The organism is Brevibacillus humidisoli (assembly GCF_020923435.1).
GTDB classification, from domain to species: domain Bacteria; phylum Bacillota; class Bacilli; order Brevibacillales; family Brevibacillaceae; genus Brevibacillus_E; species Brevibacillus_E humidisoli.
Genome location: NZ_CP087263.1, coordinates 2,119,280 through 2,138,624 on the forward strand (window position 1 = coordinate 2,119,280; position 19,345 = coordinate 2,138,624).

The following is a 19,345-nucleotide window of genomic DNA, read 5'->3' on the forward strand; positions in this document are numbered from 1 at the left end:
CACTTCCTCGCTGAGCCAGATCCAGGTGCCCTCAGGTACCTCATACTGGCGACTGCTGCGTCGAACGAACTTCTCTGCAGCCAGACCCGAGTACCCCTATCAAAAGTGAGCCAGTTCACGCATCGCTTCCAAAACACTGTCCGGGGTCAACATAAAAAACTTCTCCAGCGACGGACTGTAGGGCATGGCCGGTACGTCCGGACCGCACAGTCGTCTGATCGGGGCATCCAGATCAAACAGACAGTGCTCTGCGATGATGGCGGCTACTTCGCCACCAACGCCGCCCTCTTTGTTGTCCTCGTGTACAATCAGCACTTTTCCCGTTTTCGAGGCAGCTTGCATAATCGCTTCTTTGTCTAGAGGATACAGGGTCCTGAGGTCGAGGATATGGGCGCTGATCCCTTCCTGAGCCAGTTTTTCCGCTGCCTGCAGGGCAAAGTGGAGAGTAAGCCCGTATGAAATCACCGTTATGTCATCTCCTTGCCGCTTTACGTCGGCTTTGCCAATAGGCAGGACATAATCAGTTTCCGGTATTTCTCCCTTGATCAGACGGTAACAGCGCTTATGTTCAAAAAACAGCACCGGATCATTGGCACGTATCGCTGCCTTCAACAGCCCTTTGGCGTCATAAGGAGTAGACGGGGCAACTACTTTCAATCCGGGGATATTGGTAAACATAGCCTCCACGGATTGCGAATGGTAGAGGGCCCCGTGCACTCCACCGCCAAACGGTGCACGGATAGTGATCGGGCAGTTCCAGTCATTGTTGGAGCGATACCGCATTTTCGCCGCTTCGTTGACGATTTGGTTGACCGCAGTCATGATAAAGTCAGCAAATTGAATCTCAGCGATCGGGCGCATTCCATACGCTGCTGCACCAATCGCTACACCGGCAATCGCCGATTCCGCCAGCGGTGTGTCAATCACCCGCTCTTCGCCGAATTCTTCGATCAGCCCGTTTGTTGCCCGAAATACGCCTCCGCGAACACCAACGTCTTCTCCCAGCACGAACACGCTGGGGTCTCGCTGCATCTCTTCACGCATCGCTTGGGTAACTGCATCAATAAACGAAATCACTGCCATCTCTCTCGTCCCCCTCACGCCTCATATACGTGGTCCAGTGCCGATTCCGGAGTTGGGTACGGTGCGTTTTCCGCATACTCCGTGGCCTCATCCACTTCTGCCTGGACACGTTCAGCGATCTCACGCTCTTTCTCCTCGTCCATCACACCTGCTTCTTTCAGGTAGGCGGCAAACTGCAAGATCGGGTCTTTTTTGCGCGCCTCATCTACTTCCTCTCTGGTACGGTAGGTGCGATCATCATCGTCACTGGAATGGGGAACCAACCGATACGTAATCGCTTCAATCAGTGTGGGCCCTTCACCAGCCCGGGCGCGATCCACGGCCTGCTTCATGCTCTCATACACAGTGAGCGGGTCGTTCCCGTCAATCGTAATCCCCGGGAAGCCGTATCCAGCGGCCCGGTCCGATACCCGCTCGCAGCCGAGCTGCTTCGTGACCGGCACCGAAATCGCATATTTGTTGTTTTCACAGAAGAAAATAACGGGAAGCTTATGCACGCCGGCGAAGTTGGCACCCTCGTGAAAATCTCCCTGGTTGCTTGACCCTTCCCCAAAAGAGGTAAACACCACCAAGTCTTTTTTCTGCATCTTGCCGGCCAGTGCAATGCCGACTGCATGGGGAACTTGGGTGGTAACCGGACTGGAACCTGTCAGGATGTTGTATTTTTTGCTGCCAAAGTGGCCGGGCATCTGCCGTCCGCCGCTGTTCGGATCTTCCGCCTTGGCGAATGCGGACAGCATGCAGTCGCGTGCTGTCTGGCCGAACACCAGCACCATCGCCAGATCACGGTAATACGGACAGAGGTAGTCTTTATCCTTTTGCAGGGCAAACGCCGCACCTACCTGTGCTGCCTCCTGCCCTTGGCAGGAGATGACAAACGGCACTTTTCCTGCCCGGTTCAACAGCCACTGTCGCTCGTCAATCCGACGCGCCAGAAGCATATAATAATACATGTCAAGCACCTGTTGGTCAGTCAAGCCTACAGCGGCGTGACGGTTTTGGGTCGATTTTGTCATCGGTATGCCCCCTTTATCAATTAACTATGAATGGCGATTCCTTCAACGGCCAGCGCCGCTTCGCCAATCGCCTCGGACAGAGCGGGATGCGGATGGATCGCATGTGCGATCTCCCAGGGAGTTGCATCCAGCACCATCGCCAAACCTGCCTCGGAGATCAGGTCAGTCACGTTGGGTCCAATCATGTGCACGCCCAACAAATCGTTTGTTTTGGCATCAGCAACCAGCTTGACAAAACCGTCGTTTTCACCGAAAACAAGTGCCTTGCCGAGCGGTTTGAAGCTGAACTTGCCTGTTTTGATCTCGTAACCCTGTGCCTTCGCCTCCGCTTCGGTCAGGCCAACACTGGCGATCTCCGGGCGGCTGTATGTACAGCGGGGCACCTTGGCGGGATCGAGCGGCTCTGGCGACAAACCAGCCATATGTTCAACAGCAATCGTGCCTTCACGGGCAGCGACATGAGCTAATTGGAGCCCGCCGATGCAGTCGCCGATCGCGTAGATGTGCGGCTCCGCCGTTTGGTAGTAAGCATTGACGGCGATCGCTCCCTGCTCTAGCTTGATCTCGGTCGCTTCCAATCCCAGACTCTCTACATTAGGCTTTCGTCCGACGGAGACCAACACCTTCTCCGCCTCGAAACGCTGTTCACCCTCTCCGATAACAGCATGAACCTCTACGCTTCCCTCTGCTTTTTTCAGCGTGTCCGGCAGAACTTTGGCCCCGGTCACCACTTTTACCTTCCGCTTTTTCAACAGTCTGGTCATTTCACGGGAAATCTCTTCATCTTCGAGGGGCAAGATGCGCTCTGCATACTCCAGGATGGTCACCTCAACGCCAAAATCGCTTAACATCGAAGCCCACTCAATTCCAATCACACCTCCGCCGACAATCAAGATCGACTGAGGCAATTGGTCTAGCTGCAGCGCCTCGTCACTGGTAATCACGTATTCTCCATCAATTGCAAGTCCTGGCAGTGAACGCGGACTGGAACCGGTCGCAATCATCAGAAAACGTGGGACAATCATCTCCTGTTCACCGTCTGCCATCTCCACACGCACGGCACCCGCCTGCGGCGAAAAAATCGACGGCCCCATCACCCTGCCGTATCCCTGATACAGCTTGATGTTGCCCTTCTTGATCAGATATTGTACGCCTTTATGCAGTTGGTCGATAATCCCTTGCTTGCGAGTCTGCACCTTGGAAAAGTCGAGGCTGACGTTTTCCGCGAGAACCCCGTACGCTTCACTCTGTTTCATCGTCGCATAGACTTCGGCGCTTCTCAACAACGCCTTCGACGGTATACAGCCGCGGTGCAGGCATGTACCGCCCAGCTTCTCCTTTTCGACGATTGCGACGCTCATCCCCAACTGTGCAGCGCGAATCGCTGCCACATATCCTCCTGTGCCGCCGCCAAGTACAACAAGATCATATTCTTGAGACATAGGGCTAATCTCCTTTATATCAGTTTGCCGTCGCATACCCCTAGTACGCTCCCAAGCCACTGTATCCTGCCTTTTCACAGGACTGGCCAAGATGCGCAAACTGGCTATCTGCCATCATCGGGCGGCTGCCGTGTAGCAGCCGCCGCAACGACCAAATGCGAGAAGAGGCAAATCCTTACCTCTCCCATCATACCTGACTATCTGGATAAAATCGACTTTTCGTTTCTCACAAACATACTGCGGGAGCTGGCGATCCGGGCGATTCGCTCTTCTGCCATTCGGTCAGCCGCCTGATAGGAGGGAATCCCTTCACGCTCGGCAATTTCAAACAAACGCATGATATTATCGTAGATCCCTTCTACTTTTTTCAATGCCCTTTCACGGTTGTACCCCTGTAATTCGTCAGCGACATTGATCAATCCTCCAGCATTGATGACGTAGTCCGGAGCATAGATAATCCCCTTTTCGTGGATCAGATCGCCATGGCGCTCTTCTTTCAACTGATTGTTCGCTGCGCCGGCAATCACCTTCGCCTTGAGCAGCGGAATGGTGTCGTCATTGACCACTGCACCCAGTGCACAGGGTGAGAAAATGTCGCACTCGACAGAAAAGATCTCCTGAACGCCGACTGCTTTGGCTCCAAAGTCGGCCACCGCTCTGCTGACATTTTCCTCATTGATATCGGTAACCACCAAGTGGGCTCCTTCTTCATGCAGGTGCTTGCAGAGATTGTATGCGACATTGCCTACCCCTTGTACAGCGACTACCTTGTCTGACAAACTGTCGCTGCCATAAGCCACCTTGGCCGCTGCCTTCATCCCGCGATAGACGCCGTATGCCGTCACAGGCGACGGATTGCCGCTGGAACCAAATGCAGGAGAGACGCCTGTGACAAAATCAGTCTCTTCGTGGATCATGTCCATATCTGCGACGGTGGTTCCCACGTCCTCAGCGGTGATATAACGCCCATTCAACCCTTGAATATAGCGGCCAAATGCACGGAACAAGGCTTCACTTTTGTCTGTTTTGGGGTTGCCGATAATGACTGCTTTTCCACCTCCGAGATTAAGTCCGGCTGCGGCTGCCTTATATGTCATGCCACGCGCCAGACGCAGTGCATCAATAACTGCCTCTTCCTCGGAGTTGTAGGTCCACATCCGGGTTCCTCCGAGAGCCGGCCCCAGTGTGGTATCGTGAATTGCAATAATCGCCCGCAAACCTGACGATTGATCATGGCAAAGCAGCAGTTGTTCATAATCATACCGTTGCATGTATTCAAAAATCTGCATCATCGGTCCCTCCGTCGTTCGGTCTCATTCTGAAACAGCTTCATAGCATATAGGGTTTACTCTCATTACATCCACTATGTAGCTTTTGCAATGAGCGTGCCAAAACGGAGATAAAAATGTAAGCGCTTTATTTTTGGTGCTCCCTCGCTGCCAGCCCATAAAGAAGCACGCAAAAAGATGCAGGTTGCTGCAACATTTTGCGTGCAAGAAAATGCACAAGCCATTTTGTTTACATAATAATTATTATGTTATGAAGATAACATGCACACTTTGGATCAGAGTAACAGATTTTGCTACCTGCTACTCGATACCAAGCTTCTCCAGCTTGTAGTAGAGGCTGCGGATCGATATCCCTAGGCGACGGGCTGTCTCCGTACGGTTTCCCTCACAAGCGGCGAGCACTGTGGCGATGTGCTTTCGCTCCGCCTCCTCCAATACCTCTTTCAAAGAAAGCGCAGCTGCCGTAGAGGACCTACCCCGCTCTCCAGCCGCTTCTTCCAGGCTGCTGCCGAGGGGCGGCAGATGCTCCGGCTCAATGCACGTTTCGCTGAACTTCATGTTGATCATCGCCCGCCCCAGTACATTTTCCAACTCCCGCACGTTTCCCGGCCAGTGATAAGCGCGTAGAATCTGCAGCGTCTCGTCCGCGATTTGCTTGACGTTACGACCGTACTCCTGGTTGTGCTTGCGCAGCACGTGCATAACCAGCGGCCTGATATCTTCCTGGCGCTGCCTGAGCGGCGGGATGTGGATGGGGACCACTTGAAGCCGGTAGTACAAATCCTCGCGGAACCGGCCTGCTTGAATTGCCGATTCCAGGTTCACATGGGTCGCCGCGATCACCCGCACATCGATCGGTGTTGCCTTGGTCGCGCCGACACGGACGATTTCCCTCTCTTGCAGCACCCGCAGCAGTTTGGCCTGCATGCTCATGGAGAGCTCGCCAATCTCATCGAGGAAAATCGTACCGCCGCTGGCTTCCTCAAACAAGCCGCGCTTCCCGCCCCGCCTGGCCCCGGTAAACGAACCTTCTTCATAGCCGAACAGTTCGCTTTCTAGAAGGGATTCTGAAATGGCCGCACAGTTGACCCGGATGAACTGGTTGTACTTCCGTTCACTGGCGTTGTGAATCGCGTGGGCAAACAACTCTTTTCCCGTCCCCGATTCGCCCCGCAGCAGGACGGTCGCTGGTGTCAGTGCCGCCTTTTTGGCTTGTTCGATGGCCACCCGCATCGGCTCACTCTCACCAGTGATTTCTTCAAACGTGTACTTCGCCTCTAGCGTACGGATGATCCGTTTCGCCTTCTCCAGTTCTTCGGTTAAGCTCTTAAACTCGGTAATATCGTGGATCACACCGACACTGCCTTTTAATACCCCATCGACCATCACCGGCGCGACATTGACAATCACGTCCTTCCGCTTTGGTCCTAGTTTCATCGGAACGCCCCGCACCGGCTTTTGTGTCTTCAACACCTGCATGTGCATGCTCTCTCCCTCCGAGATGTCGACGGTAGCCGGTTTTCCGATCACATCTTCTTCGGTAAGCCCGGTAATCCGAGTGTAAGCCGGGTTGATCAGCAGACCGTTTCCGTCACCATCTACAACGGAGATTGCTTCATCTGAGCAGTTGATGATCGCCTGCAGCATGCTTTTCAATTCCTTCAAATCGGTAACTTCTTCTGCCAGGCTCATGATCTCGGTAATGTCACGGAAAACAGCTACAGCACCAACAGGCTCCCCGCGTTCGTCCCGCACCGGAACGCGGTTCGTGATAATCCGTGTATGGTTAGGCAAGACCTGCTCCTGATTCAACTCCGGCTGTCCCGTCTCTAGCACAATGTGCAGGCGGGTATTGGGAATGCTCGCGGACGCTTCGGTGCCCAGTACGTCCTTTGCCTTGATTCCCATCAATCGCTCTGCTGCTTTGTTGAACAAGGTGATAATACCCTGTGCGTTAACGGCGATAATCGCGTCATGCGTGGAGTCCAGCATCGTATCGTATTCCCGCTGACTGTCCGTCAGTTTGGCGATCAACTGCTCACGCTCATGGATCAAACGCATAATCAGGCTGGTAAAGGTACCGGGAATCAATACGGTAGCGTCCGGTTTCTTGTGCAAAATATCTTCATAAGCGACTGGGTCTCCCGTCGCTTCCAAAATCACGTCCACTTGTGCCAGATACGGTTGGTAATCGGTCGCCACTTCGATGCCATACTCCCTTGCCAGGGCGAGCCCCGGCGCATCCTGACGACGGTCGACCAATGCGACCACCTGAATCTTCTCCATTTTCTGCAAAACCTGCAAAAGAGCTGTTCCACCTCGACCTGCTCCGACGATCAGGAGTTTATGCATTCCCTCACCTCTTTTCCGCATCCTCCCCAATTGTACCCCATTTTACGGTTCAATGGACAAGGGCGGAGGAATGTTTTAAGATGAGTGATAGTGTAAAAAAAGGATGTGACTGCGATGCTGGGCCAAAAGCTGGTTGCTCTGTTGATTATGCTGGTACCGGCTGCAATTGCCGTATACGGAATCAAGTTGATGCGAGACACGTTTTACCTCGCCTTTGATCCAGAATACACCGGTGGGAGCTTGTGGGGGCCATTCTTGTTTGGACTATTGCTTTTTGTCGTACCTGTCTTCTTTATCGGAGGGTTCATCCTGCACCACGACCGCAAGCGGAACCGCGTCCAGCCCCGCTTTATGAAGCGGGAACCGGATGAAGAAGATGAAGAAGTGTAACCGAGAGAATAAAGGATGGGCGTCACCTGTCCCGGCTGTATTTCCAGCTGTGGGCAGGTCTTTTTTTGCTCCGCTAGCGAGGCTGCAGGCAACTTGGGAAAAATGATGGCCAGAAGAGGCAAAAAAACAGTTGAACTTGACGTTACGTCATCTTTTATACTACTACTCATACAACAGAAAGGGAGAAGCGTTATGGACATGATTTCGATCAAAGAATTGAAACGGAAGACCGGAATCACCGACCGTACACTGCGTTATTACGATTCGCTCGGATTACTGCGGCCGTCCGGGAGCACACCCGGAGGGCACCGTCTCTATTCGCAGCAGGATATAGAGAAGCTCTATGTGATCCTGTTCCTCAAACAGCTTGGATTCCGCCTGTCTGACATTCAACAGATGCTGGACATGCAGACGTGGAGTTGGGAAAGCTATCTGGAAAGACAGTTGCAACTGGTGCGTGAACAAATAGCAGAGTGGCAGGTGAGAGAACGGCGCCTGCAGGAGATCGTAACCATCGCCCGGTTTGAGGGAGGCTTGAAAACACCACTACTCTATGAATTGATCCAATTATCCATGCAGCCATCCTCCGTGCGCGACGAGTTCCGCAAAACCCATTTTAGCGAGAAAGAACGGGAGCTGATCCTCCGTCTGCCCAATACGGCACGAAATGACGAGGTGAGCCGTGAATGGATGGGGTTGCTTGATGAAGCACGCCGACGACTACGGGACGATCCCGCTTCCCCGGAAGTGCAGCAGCTTGTGGAACGGATGATCATAAGTACGGAGAAGCTGCTCGACGGAGACGAACAGCTGATGAAGAAGTTGTGGGATATTCGGAAGTCACCGGAGCAATCACGCCAGATGCATTTGTATCCCCTAGAGCCAGAACTGCTAGCCTTTCTCGACAAAGCGTTCGACATCTACGAACAGCGACATACAAAGTAGCCGCTTGTATCATAGAAGCGAAAGACAAGGAGTGGAACAATGGTCGATTTTGTCCTAGATCATAAATGGACGTTTTTTGTTCTTGGCGAAGTCATTTTCTGGGGCAGTATCCTCAGTTTCTTATTCTTTCGCTACTGGTTAGGGTTGGTTGGATACAGCAGCGTGTTTCTTCTCCTGTTCTTGGCCAGCGATCTCTGGCTGCTGTTTATCGGGGTGCTTGATTATTTGCGTACAGGAACCATTGAGACCTTCCAAGTCGTCATCTTCCTGTTCCTTCTCTACGCTGTGGTATACGGAAAGAAAGACTTGGCGCGACTCGACTCTTTTGTCAGAAGACGGGTGGCGACGTGGAAAGGCATCCCTTTGCCTGATGAAGAAACAGGTCAGATGAAACGAAGCTCGTACGGCTTTGCCCATACTCGGAAGGAATTGCGAAAGTTTGCGATCCACCTCCTGCTGTACATCGTCGTGATGGGTGGTATGGCCCTGCTCTTCGGACTGCGCAGCATCAGTGAACTGCCTGCCGAGCCAGACGTTCCCCTGCCCGTGCGGTATGCCTTGAGCGGATTTTTTCAGAATGAGACAGCTAGTTTCTTCGGCCGGATCTGGAGTGTCGTCTTATTGATAGACGGAATCATCACCCTATCTTACGTCGTCTTTCCGAAAAAGAGGAGAGAAAAAAGCCATTACTGAAGGGGACATGGCTTACACCGGCCGTCCCCACTCATCAAGTCGCCTAAGCAGCGGAACCGCTTCGATAATCCGGGTAAACGAGATCATCTCGGCCAGCAGGTGCAGTACAATCAAGACGATCAGTACGGCTGCCTTGGCCGTAAACGGCAGTACCAGCAACGAACCAAACCCTAGCAAAAACCCAAGGTAGTTGGCCCCTGCATCTCCCAGCATCATCTGTCCGCGAGCATCGGGACCAAAAAAAAGAATGCTGGCTGTCATCACCGGTAGGATCCATACCCAGACGGCAGGAGAAAAGAGTAAGGAAGGAACGGTAGTCAGCAAGGCGGCTGCTGACAGCCAAAAGGCTTTGAGCGCCCGTGTTGGACGCAGGTCAAATAAATTGATCAAGTTGCTGAATAGAGCCAACAGCCCGGCATGAACCAGGACCTCCTCTACTCCTTGTGAGAGGGCGATGCTGAGCAGCAGTGCCGTCAATCCGCCCCCTACACATTTGACCAGACCGCTGGTTAGCCGCCGCTCCGACCAGAAAGCATGGAGATGTCCGCGGAACCCCTTGTTGCTCCCATCGTTGGCCCGGTCATCCTGCCAGCCTAATAGCAGCATGATCAAGGACCCGCAGCAGAACAAGAGAAACGTCGGCCCATCTACGACGATGCCGCCGGTCAACCAGCCAAGACTGGTCACGATCAGCATCGCAAGCGTCGCTGCACTGGCCAGCAGCATCCCCCCAGAAGTGGGAATCCGCTTGTTTCGATAATTTCTGCGCACCAATCCCTGGCGAATTAGTCCCCACCTAAAGCGGCGATAGCACAGGAGGTGGCAGCACACGGGAATCAGCACAGAGAGAAGCAGCAGCCAGGAGGTGTCTCTCCAACTCCCGCTCATGCCTTCAGCCCCTCTTTCCACTTTTGCCCCAGCGCGCGGCCAATCGCGACAAACTCTCGGCCGCGGTGGAGAAAACCGTGCCAATCGTTTCCGGTCTGGCGATGTGTAAAGGGTACCGGTACTTCTTTCACCGAATACCCTGCTCGCAGTGCATCCACCGTCAAGCCTACTTCCACACCAAAGCCCTCATCCAGTTTTCCAACGGCATGCAGCACTTCTCTGCGCACAGCCCGTTGACCTGACAACGGCGCCATCGCGTGAAAGCCGGTCAGCCAGCGGATGCCCTGCCTGGCCAACCCTTTGGCCAACCCCAGTCCCGCTTTCCGCAGGGGGGCGGGTAGTTGGGCAATCGCCATGTCACACTCTCCGGCGAGCACGGGGTAGATCAGATGATGCGCCTCACCGGCACTTTCCCGCAAATCGGCGTCCAACAACACAACGATCTCCCCGGATGCGGCGTTCCATCCTGTCTGCAATGCCTTCCCCTTGCCCCTGTTTCCATCATGGCACAGGACCCGGCCAGCCAGATCGGCAGCCAGGATAGCCGTTTCATCTCGACTGCCATCGTCAACCACAATCAGTTCGTCACAAGGTACACGATGACGTATCGCCTGCAGCGTGGCGACGATATGTTGGGCTTCGTTAAAAGCCGGTACGACAATGCTAACTCTTTTCATGTTCCCACCTCATCTCCTTGAGCAGAAGCTGCACGTTCTCCAACAACTTCCACTGCTTGGCTGGTGTGTCAGGCACCGTCTCCACGTGGAGCCATTTGCATGAGGCAGGCAGAGTCGCAACCCACGACGGACGTTCCTTGCCAAACAGCAGCAAAGGGTAGGTAAAATCAGTCTGATCCGGCTGAAACGGAACGGTTTGCACGCCGACAGAGGCTAACACCCGTTCCAAGTAGTCCATCTGCAGATCTTCCGGACGCCATACATATACTTTCTGCCCTTGCAGATCATCGGCGTAGCGGGCAGCCATCAGATGGATCACTTCCTCGTTGCTCTGCTCCACTTGAATGATCAGTTCGTTCACCTGCTGCTTCAACTCGTTATTGCTTTGCAGAGCCTGGTCATACTTCTCTTCCATCGTGATCAAAAACTCCTGCTGGCGAGCAGCAAACCAGGACTGACCGGCAGTTCCTCCCAACAGGATTCCGATCCCTAGGGCAAGAAAAATCGCTGCAATTGTGACCAAGTGATAACGAATATGGATCATCTCGTCTCCTAAAAGGTTAACATTTTCCACTGCTTCCAAATCATATAAGCAGCATGACGTGTGATCGGATTGACCGCCAGAATCGCTACGATAGGGACGATCGCAGCTGATGCAAACAATGCCCAAGAGCTCCAGGAAACGCGAGGCTGATACAGTTGACTGACCCCCTTGGCGTCAATCAGCTTGGGACCGATCTTGGTTCGGACCAGCAGGGTACTGGCCATCCCTTTGCGCCCTTTTTCCAGGAAGTCAATCATATTGGTGTGCGTACCGATGGTGACGATCAGTTCCGCCTGCTCCTCGTAGGCCAGCAGCATGGCCACATCTTCGCTCGTCCCCGGCGCGGGCAGGATCTGGAATGGAACCCCTAGCCGTTCTACTCTTTCCCTGCCGGGTGCTCGTCCATCGGGGTAGGCATGGACCACCACCTCTGCTCCGCAGCGCAGCGCACGGTCGGTCACACTATCCATGTCACCGATGATCACATCAGGCTGGTAGCCTTTTTCCAGCAGCGCATCGGCTCCCCCGTCAACGGCAATCAATACGGGGCGGTACTCTTTTATATAAGAAGAAAGCATGTGCAGATCTTCCCTGTAATGCTTGCCGCGCACCACTACCACGACATGACGATTGGCCATGTTTACGGGCAAGCGCAGTCTGGCTAGTGGTTTTAAAAACAGATCTTTTTCCAGATGGGCATACATAAGTGTGTTATCAATAAACTGTGACAAGGTTTGATCCAGACGAGTATAGGCTTCCTGCGATTTTTGTTCGATGGTAGAAGCTGTAATAAAACGAAGGGGTATCACGATCGGTTCATCCGCCTGTATGTACAATTGATGACCCTTAATTGTAACTGGGGTATGGTCGGGAAGCTGCATCAACCGATGGGGAACGGACTCTGCCACCTCGTACAGAGGAATCCCCGCATCCAGCAGCCGCCTGGCTCCAGTCGCCGGATAGCTGCCGGTCATAAAGGGCGCCGTATTGATCACCGCTCCCACACGGGCTTCCAACAGAGAAACAGCGGCTACCTCATCTACATCCTCGTGACACAGCAAAGCAATCTGGCCTGGCTGTATCCGCTTGCACAATTGTTTTGTCTTGTCATCCGCAACCAAGCTGGTGGTAATGAAGTAGGAGTTGGTTCGCTTCAGTCTGTTCAACACGCCCACCTCCACCCATAGTATGCCTCATACTGGTGCGATTCATGCAACCAAAAGAAAAAAGGCTGTGCTGGCTGCACAACCTTTGTCGTTTGGCGTGTGTTATTAACCTGCTGCTGGTTTAATAAATGCGTAATAAATAATTAACGCGTCGGAAAACAGAAACACAGCGAGCGATACCGCCCCGAACGCAACCGCAAACATGTTTTTCGCTTTCAATGAGCGATAAACGCCAGCAGCGATAAAAATGGTGAAGAAAAACATCAGAACGTCAAACAAGTTCATCGCGGGACAACTCCTTTAGTAATATCTGCGCACATACAATTCCATATCCCATTATATAGTCTACCCAACAGCGATACAAGTCATCTAGCTATTTGTGACAAACGGTTCACAATTAGTTCGGTTGCGTTCAAAATATACGGTGCACGTGCTTGTTAGGAATTGTTCCGCTCTAGGAATTCCAAGCGGTTTCCAAATGGGTCATCGACATAAAAGCGTGTCATATCTGGCAGATTGGTATCTTTCCTAACCTCAATTCCACTGTCTTGCAAACGGTGTTTTAGGATGGCCAGTCCGCGTACATAAATCGCCGGATGTGCCTTTTTGGCAGGTACAAACGGTTCCTCAATACCGATGTGGAGCTGTTGCGCGCCGCATTGGAACCAGACACCGCCTCGGGAGGCCAGTTCTGCCGGTTTGGGTAGCTCCTCAAGACCTAGCACCGTATGATAAAAGTGACGCGCCAGTTCTTCGGATCCTTTTGGGGCTGCCAGTTGGACATGATCAATACCGGCAAAGTGGTAGGTCACGACCTATCCCTCCTCCGCAAGGTTAGCAGGGTGATTTCCGGCCTGCAGAAAAAACGGACCGGTAACCCTGTCGTGCCGATCCCCCTGTTCGTGTACACCTGCAGCGTCGAGTCATCCAATTGCTGCAGTCCGTCAGGATACTTTTCTCCGTGCGGCGGCAGTACCAGGTGCCCTATAAACGGCATCCGCACTTGTCCGCCGTGTGTATGCCCAGATAGCTGCAGATCTACACCATGCAGCTTGCTCACATCGGCAAAATCAGGTTCATGTACGAGTAAAATGGTGCAGATCTCTTCTGTTATCCCTTGCAGCGCGCTGCCGATATCCGGTCTTCCGTGGAGCGTATCGTCGACGCCGGCGATCAGAAGTCCCGCGCCATCCTTACTGAGCATGCTGTGACGATTATGCAGAAGCTGAAACCCGGATCGTCGCAACAGATCGCCGACCGCCTCTGCTCCCGCACGGTAATCGTGGTTGCCGACGACCGCCCATTTGCCTAAGGGTGCCGACAGGCGGGCGAGGATTTCTGTCGTCTCCCGCTCATATGTAAGATCACGATCATACAGGTCCCCAGTGAAGGCGATCAGATCAGCCTGCAAGGAGTGAATCTGGTCAACCACGTCCGCAAGCTGTCGAGGTCCGTAATAATGTCCAAGGTGAACATCACTAAACTGCACGATCCGCAATCCGTCAAAAGCAACTGGCAGTCGATCCAAGTATACGGTATGAGTCCGGACCTCCGGCCAGTACCGCTCGACAAACACGGCGTATACCCCAGCGCCGGCCGGCAGCGTGATCCAATAGAACAACTGTTTTAGAAAATCCAAGCGGCTCACCCGCTCTACCTTTGTTTTCAGCAGCCCAACCAGCCCCAATTCCACGTTTTAAAAGGAGACACGATTGTTCTTGCCTGACTCCCCTCATCATCAAATACGTGAGGATCGGGGCGCTGGTTACACGGTTGGGCAAAGGGGATTTAGCGATTGCTTACGTGCGGATAACCATCTTCTACAATCTCCAGCTTGCCCGTGTGAGGCTCAATGATCAGTCCATGGACGGCAACACGCTTAGGCAGCAGGGGATGATTGCGAATCATGTGGACACTGTTCTTGACTCCATCTGCGACATGATTGAAGCCTTTTAACCATTTGCGCAAATCAACTCCGGCGTTTTCCAAGACATGAATCGTCTCTTCGGAAATGCCCTGCTCTACCATTTTCTCCATCATCCCGTCCGGATTGACCGCGCTCATGCCGCAATCGTGGTGCCCCACGACACATACTTCTTTTGCATTTAACTCATAGATCGCAACCAGGATGCTTCTCATGATGCTGCCAAACGGATGTGATACAATCGCTCCTGCATTTTTGATCAGTTTAAAATCGCCATTCTTCAGATTCATGGCATTTGGCAGCAGCTCAACAAGCCGCGTGTCCATACAGGATAGGACGACCAGCCCTTTGTCGGGGAACTTGGTTGTTTGAAAGCGTTCATAACCCTTCTGTTCAAGGAACTGCTGGTTATGCTCCATGATTTCATAGAGACGCGACATATTTTCTCCCCCTCCACTTTTTCCAAAAGCTTGTACGGTCAGCTTGCCGCTTTTATGGCGAACTGGATTGGCGTATGCGGTAGGTATAGCCTGATACTCGGTCTAATCAGTTGACAGAGGAAAACAATCTAACGATCAAGCGGATAAATACTCCCTTATTATATCAGCATACCGTCTGATAGGGAAAGATCCCTTTCAGTCAGCCTGCTCATACGCAACGCTAAACACTACACAAAGAGGAGCTACCATAACAGTTGCTCCCCTCCTGTATGACAATCTGCTCTTCCGTTCTTTTTGATGCGTCTGAATCACGTAGCGTATGCTGGACAAAGCCTGTTTTAAGATAGGTCAGAAGGAAATATCGGTCTGCTCCACTCAGCTAATCTTAGCTTCAATCCGCAGCTTGTCGGCCACCATCGCGATAAACTCGGAGTTGGTCGGTTTTGCCTTGGAGTTGGAGATGGTGTATCCGAACAGGTTGGAGATCGAGTCGAGGTTGCCGCGGGACCAGGCTACTTCAATGGCGTGGCGGATCGCACGCTCCACTCTGCTGGCGGTGGTGTTGAACTTTTTGGCAATGTCGGGATAGAGTACTTTGGTAATCGAGCCAAGCAGTTCCACGTCATTGTACACCATGGTAATGGCCTCGCGAAGGTACAAATACCCCTTGATATGAGCCGGAACCCCGATCTCGTGAATAATGTTGGTGATGCTGGCGTCCAGATTGCGGCCTTTGACTGCAGACGGTTGGCTCTTTACCGTGGATACAAACGTCGTTTGGTTTTGACTGATCATCTGTCTGATCCGTTGTGCCAGCACGTCCATGTCAAATGGTTTTAAAATGTAGTAGGAAGCCCCCAGTTCGACTGCCTTTTTGGTTACCTCTTCCTGTCCGAACGCGGTCAGCATGATGATTTTTGGAGGTGGTGAGAGCCTCATCTGCTGCATGTGTTCCAGCACGGCAAGTCCATCGAGGTGGGGCATGATGATGTCCAATATCAATACATCCGGAACCCGGTCTTGTAGGACTTTGAGGACGTCATTGCCATTGTAAGCAACGCCTATCACATTCATGTCGTGCTGACTATTGATGTACTCTTCCAGCAAGTTTACGAATTCTCGATTGTCATCGGCCAATACAACATCAATCTTACTCAAACTCGTTCCTCCTCGGTTGACTGTTTTTTGCCTATTTCTGGATGCCGATACTCGGATGCAGATAGATAAGATCACGATTTTGTCATGAAAACCAATTCGACAAGCAAAAAGCAGTTCCTGCCAATGACGAAAGTTCGTTAGATTTTTCCGATATTTCGACAAAAATCAAAACTCAAGGCAGTTTTTATCCTGCCTTGAGTTTACTCTTCTGCAGCGGAATCCCCGCATCCTGCAACATCCATTCGATGAAACAACCGTAACCAGAAGTTGGATCATTGACAAAGACATGGGTAACCGCTCCAACCAATTTGCCGCTTTGGATAATCGGGCTACCGCTCATCCCTTGTACGATTCCCCCTGTTTTCTCCAACAAGCGCTTGTCCGTTATCTTGATGATCATTCCTTTGGTCGCCGGAAAGTGTTGTTTCACCACATTGACGATCTCAATGTCAAACTCCTCTACTTGCTGCCCATCGACAACGGTCAGGATTTTCGCCGGGCCTTCCCGTACCTCTTCTGCCAGCGCAACGGGAATCGGCTCCTGGTGGGAGTGTTGTTGCGGCTGCTCCTTTATTTTTCCGAAGATCCCAAAAGGAGTGTTGCGGGTGATGGAACCCAGGATGTGGCTCTCATTGAAAAAGCGGGCAAACTTTTCTCCAGGGTTGCCGCTCTCCCCTTTCTCGATGGAGGTAACGCTTGCTTGTACGATTTGTCCATCTCCAACAACAATTGGCTGCCCGGTGTCTACATCTGAGATCACGTGGCCGAGCGCCCCGTATGCACCCGATCGCGGCTCGTAAAACGTAAGTGTTCCCACCCCTGCAGCGGAATCACGAATGTACAATCCCAGACGGTATTCATTGTCCTTGGCGTCTTTCGCCGGTGTTAACGTCAGGTTCACCTTCTCTTTTCCGCGGACAACCAACATGTCGAGGGATTGATGCTTGCTTCCCGCTTCATTGACGATTTTTTTCACATCGTCCATGTCGTTGATGTACAGGTCGTTTATCTTGACAATCATGTCACCAACATGGATCCCCGCCTTTTCTCCAGGGGACAATTTTGCTTTTCCGGTATCGACCAGGTGATGTCCGACGACCAATACACCCGCTGTCTGTAGTTTTACCCCGATCGACTGTCCTCCCGGGATGACGCGAATATCAGGCAGGACATTTACTTTTACCGCTTTTAACGGGATGCTTCCCCACTTTAACTGCAGTTGGGTCTCCCCCGTTCTGCGTGGTTCAAATGAAAGCGGTTTGCTTAGATCAACGTTTACTTGCCTCGCCTCGGTGCCATTGACATGGAGAATATCGGGATTACTGTTGGTTAGCGTACCCATAACCGGCATGGAGATTTGCCATCTGGCCAGCGACCCTTGGAAGAGACGGAGTTCATCCGGCAGAGACGCTAGGACTTGAAACGGGGTTGAGCTGACGATCAGGGCGGTGATGAGCAATAGCAAACTTCCCAACCATTTTCTTCTCTGTTGACGGATCACCAGCAATCACTCCTACTCTCCTACCTACACCCTACTGCTACATCTCCACCTTGCCGTATCTATAATGTTACCGAGGGCTATGGGGTTTATAACAGAAAAAAAGCTGTCAATTCGCATTGACAGCTTTTCGTTCTTTTCCCATCAGGATCATTTCTTGCGCGTGTTCTTTGGTTTTTTCCGTCACTTCGGCACCGCCCAGCATACGGGCTAGCTCAATCACCCGCTCCTCATCTGTGAGCGGCGTAACGTTGGTCACCGTCTCTTGTTCGCCCATTTCTTTATAGATCAGAAAGTGGACGTCAGCCATGGAAGCGACCTGCGGCAGATGAGAGATACAAAGTACTTGACGATGTTGAGCGACCCGAGCCAGTTTCTCGGCGATCGCCTGTGCAGCACGTCCGCTCACTCCAGTGTCGATCTCGTCAAAGATGAAGGTCTCCACTTGGTCGCTTGAAGCCAGAATCGTCTTAATCGCCAGCATGATCCGGGAAAGCTCCCCGCCTGATGCAATTTTGGCCAGCGGACGCAGCGGTTCACCGGGGTTGGGCGCGATCATAAACTCCACTTGGTCAATGCCTCGTGCATTGATCTGTCGCTTCACTCCCTCTACCTCGATACCCTGTTCATCCGGCTGTTGGCGTACCTCAATGGCAAATCGAGCCCGCTCCATGCACAGCTCATGAAGCTGCTGCTCAATGGCAGCAGCAAGCCGTTTGGCTAGTTCACGACGTTTTACACTGAGTTCCAACGCTTCCACGGCGAGGTCGTCGGCTAATTCCTTTAGATGAGATTCCAGCTTTTGCAGACGGTCGTCGTAATGCTGGATCTCTTCCAGCTCATCTTGAACAGCCGCGGCATACTCAAGGATATCATTTACCGTTTTCCCATATTTTCGGCGCAAACTGGAGATGAGATCCAGCCGCCGCTCCACCTCAGCCAGTTCCTCAGGTGAAAACTCAAGCTGTTCCCTCACTTGACGCAGACTTTGGACCGCATCCTCAATCTGGTAATAGGCGGAGCGAATCGAGTCTACGATCGGAGCAAGACTATCGTCATAAGGCAGAACACGCTCCAGCTCACTCATCGCGTGACCCAACCAGTCAAGCCCATGGTGTTCCCCGTAAAGGGATTGGTAAGCATCTTCAATTCCGGCAAAGACTTTTTCCACATTGCTCCATTTTTTGCGGAGACCGAGCAGTTTGTCATCTTCTCCAGGCTCAAGCGAGGCTTCCTCGATCTCTTGCAGCTGATAGGTCAGCAAATCGATCCGCTGTGCCAGTTCTCGCTCGTTCTTGGCCATCCGCTCCAGATCCTGGCGGGTCTTGCGATACGCACTGTAGAGCTGGGCGTACTCTTGTTTCGTCTTGCTCAATTCCGACTCACCGTAGGCATCCAACCATCCGATATGCTTGTCGGCCTGCATCAGGGTGTGGGCATCATGTTGTCCATGAATCTGCACCAGCCAAGGACCTAGCTCACGCAGCATGGCCAGCGTGACCAACTGCCCGTTCACCCTGATTACGTTTTTCCCTTGCAGCGAGATGTCCCGCCTGACGACCAGCATCCCGTCCGCCTCCACCTGAACCCCAAATCCTTCGCAGATGGCATACGCCGGGGAATGCTTGGGCAGCTCGAACAGTCCTTCTACCTCCGCCCGTTTTTCCCCATGGCGGACAAACTCAGCAGAGCCGCGTTCCCCCAAAAGCAGACCAATCGCGTCGATAATGATCGACTTGCCCGCGCCTGTTTCGCCGGTTAGGATGTTCAGACCTCGACGAAACGAAATCGTGACCGATTTAATGATTGCAAAGTTGCGAATCGTCAATTCGTGCAGCAT

General features: G+C 52.6%; 19 protein-coding genes. 3 read left to right on the forward strand and 16 right to left on the reverse strand.

Translation table 11 applies throughout. The annotated features are described in order from the left end of the window. Positions 1–99 precede the first annotated feature (99 nt). From LOK74_RS10490 to LOK74_RS10510, 5 genes are all read right to left on the reverse strand, one after another. Entirely contained in the window at positions 100–1,083 is a 984-nt protein-coding gene (locus LOK74_RS10490) for an alpha-ketoacid dehydrogenase subunit beta (protein ID WP_230046577.1), read from the reverse strand. Positions 1,084–1,097: 14 nt separating this feature from the next. Continuing rightward, on the reverse strand, positions 1,098–2,099 hold the full coding sequence (locus LOK74_RS10495) for a thiamine pyrophosphate-dependent dehydrogenase E1 component subunit alpha (RefSeq protein WP_230046578.1): 1,002 nt from the start codon (positions 2,097–2,099) through the stop codon (positions 1,098–1,100). Between the two features lie 20 nt (positions 2,100–2,119). Next, on the reverse strand, positions 2,120–3,541 hold the full coding sequence (lpdA, locus tag LOK74_RS10500) for a dihydrolipoyl dehydrogenase (protein ID WP_230046579.1): 1,422 nt from the start codon (positions 3,539–3,541) through the stop codon (positions 2,120–2,122). 197 nt (positions 3,542–3,738) lie between these two features. Then, positions 3,739–4,830: a Leu/Phe/Val dehydrogenase gene (locus LOK74_RS10505; protein ID WP_230046970.1), complete on the reverse strand. Its 1,092-nt coding sequence runs from the start codon at positions 4,828–4,830 to the stop codon at positions 3,739–3,741. Positions 4,831–5,130: 300 nt separating this feature from the next. Next, entirely contained in the window at positions 5,131–7,182 is a 2,052-nt protein-coding gene (locus LOK74_RS10510) for a sigma 54-interacting transcriptional regulator (RefSeq protein ID WP_230046580.1), read from the reverse strand. A 114-nt stretch (positions 7,183–7,296) separates the two neighbouring features. On the opposite strand from LOK74_RS10510, the gene LOK74_RS10515 reads away from it, so the two are divergent. The 3 genes from LOK74_RS10515 to LOK74_RS10525 all read left to right on the forward strand — a co-directional run bounded on the left by LOK74_RS10515 (position 7,297) and on the right by LOK74_RS10525 (position 9,210). Continuing rightward, the gene (locus LOK74_RS10515) at positions 7,297–7,572 is read left to right on the forward strand and encodes a DUF2627 domain-containing protein (protein ID WP_230046581.1); all 276 of its coding nucleotides are present in this window, start codon (positions 7,297–7,299) and stop codon (positions 7,570–7,572) included. A gap of 192 nt (positions 7,573–7,764) precedes the next feature. After that, entirely contained in the window at positions 7,765–8,517 is a 753-nt protein-coding gene (locus tag LOK74_RS10520; RefSeq protein ID WP_230046582.1) for a MerR family transcriptional regulator, read from the forward strand. Between the two features lie 39 nt (positions 8,518–8,556). Further along, positions 8,557–9,210, forward strand: a complete 654-nt coding sequence (locus LOK74_RS10525; RefSeq protein ID WP_230046583.1) for a hypothetical protein — start codon at positions 8,557–8,559, stop codon at positions 9,208–9,210. A 12-nt stretch (positions 9,211–9,222) separates the two neighbouring features. On the opposite strand, the gene LOK74_RS10530 is transcribed toward LOK74_RS10525, so the two are convergent. The 11 genes from LOK74_RS10530 to recN form a co-directional block, all read right to left on the reverse strand. Further along, positions 9,223–10,098, reverse strand: coding sequence for a UDP-N-acetylmuramyl pentapeptide phosphotransferase (locus LOK74_RS10530; protein ID WP_230046584.1), 876 nt, complete (start codon positions 10,096–10,098; stop codon positions 9,223–9,225). Then, positions 10,095–10,775, reverse strand: coding sequence for a glycosyltransferase family 2 protein (locus LOK74_RS10535; protein ID WP_230046585.1), 681 nt, complete (start codon positions 10,773–10,775; stop codon positions 10,095–10,097). The genes LOK74_RS10530 and LOK74_RS10535 overlap by 4 nt, the downstream gene beginning before the upstream one ends. Further along, positions 10,762–11,319, reverse strand: a complete 558-nt coding sequence (locus LOK74_RS10540) for a copper transporter (protein WP_230046586.1) — start codon at positions 11,317–11,319, stop codon at positions 10,762–10,764. Before LOK74_RS10540 ends, LOK74_RS10535 begins: the two co-directional genes overlap by 14 nt. A gap of 8 nt (positions 11,320–11,327) precedes the next feature. Further along, positions 11,328–12,488: a putative cytokinetic ring protein SteA gene (gene steA, locus LOK74_RS10545; protein ID WP_420908757.1), complete on the reverse strand. Its 1,161-nt coding sequence runs from the start codon at positions 12,486–12,488 to the stop codon at positions 11,328–11,330. 102 nt (positions 12,489–12,590) lie between these two features. Continuing rightward, the gene (locus LOK74_RS10550) at positions 12,591–12,770 is read right to left on the reverse strand and encodes a DUF2759 family protein (protein WP_230046588.1); all 180 of its coding nucleotides are present in this window, start codon (positions 12,768–12,770) and stop codon (positions 12,591–12,593) included. A gap of 152 nt (positions 12,771–12,922) precedes the next feature. After that, entirely contained in the window at positions 12,923–13,297 is a 375-nt protein-coding gene (locus LOK74_RS10555; RefSeq protein ID WP_230046589.1) for a VOC family protein, read from the reverse strand. After that, positions 13,294–14,133 carry a metallophosphoesterase gene (locus tag LOK74_RS10560; protein WP_230046590.1) on the reverse strand — a complete coding sequence of 280 codons (840 nt, stop codon included), beginning with the start codon at positions 14,131–14,133 and terminating at the stop codon, positions 13,294–13,296. Before LOK74_RS10560 ends, LOK74_RS10555 begins: the two co-directional genes overlap by 4 nt. A 140-nt stretch (positions 14,134–14,273) precedes the next feature. After that, a complete protein-coding gene (locus LOK74_RS10565; protein WP_230046591.1) occupies positions 14,274–14,849 on the reverse strand; it encodes a beta-class carbonic anhydrase in 576 nt (191 codons plus the stop codon). Positions 14,850–15,224: 375 nt separating this feature from the next. After that, a complete protein-coding gene (gene spo0A, locus LOK74_RS10570) occupies positions 15,225–16,007 on the reverse strand; it encodes a sporulation transcription factor Spo0A (RefSeq protein WP_230046592.1) in 783 nt (260 codons plus the stop codon). Between the two features lie 184 nt (positions 16,008–16,191). Then, positions 16,192–17,508 (reverse strand): SpoIVB peptidase, encoded by a 1,317-nt coding sequence (gene spoIVB / locus LOK74_RS10575; protein WP_230046593.1) that lies wholly within the window; start codon positions 17,506–17,508, stop codon positions 16,192–16,194. A 106-nt stretch (positions 17,509–17,614) separates the two neighbouring features. After that, the gene (gene recN / locus LOK74_RS10580; RefSeq protein WP_230046594.1) at positions 17,615–19,345 is read right to left on the reverse strand and encodes a DNA repair protein RecN; all 1,731 of its coding nucleotides are present in this window, start codon (positions 19,343–19,345) and stop codon (positions 17,615–17,617) included.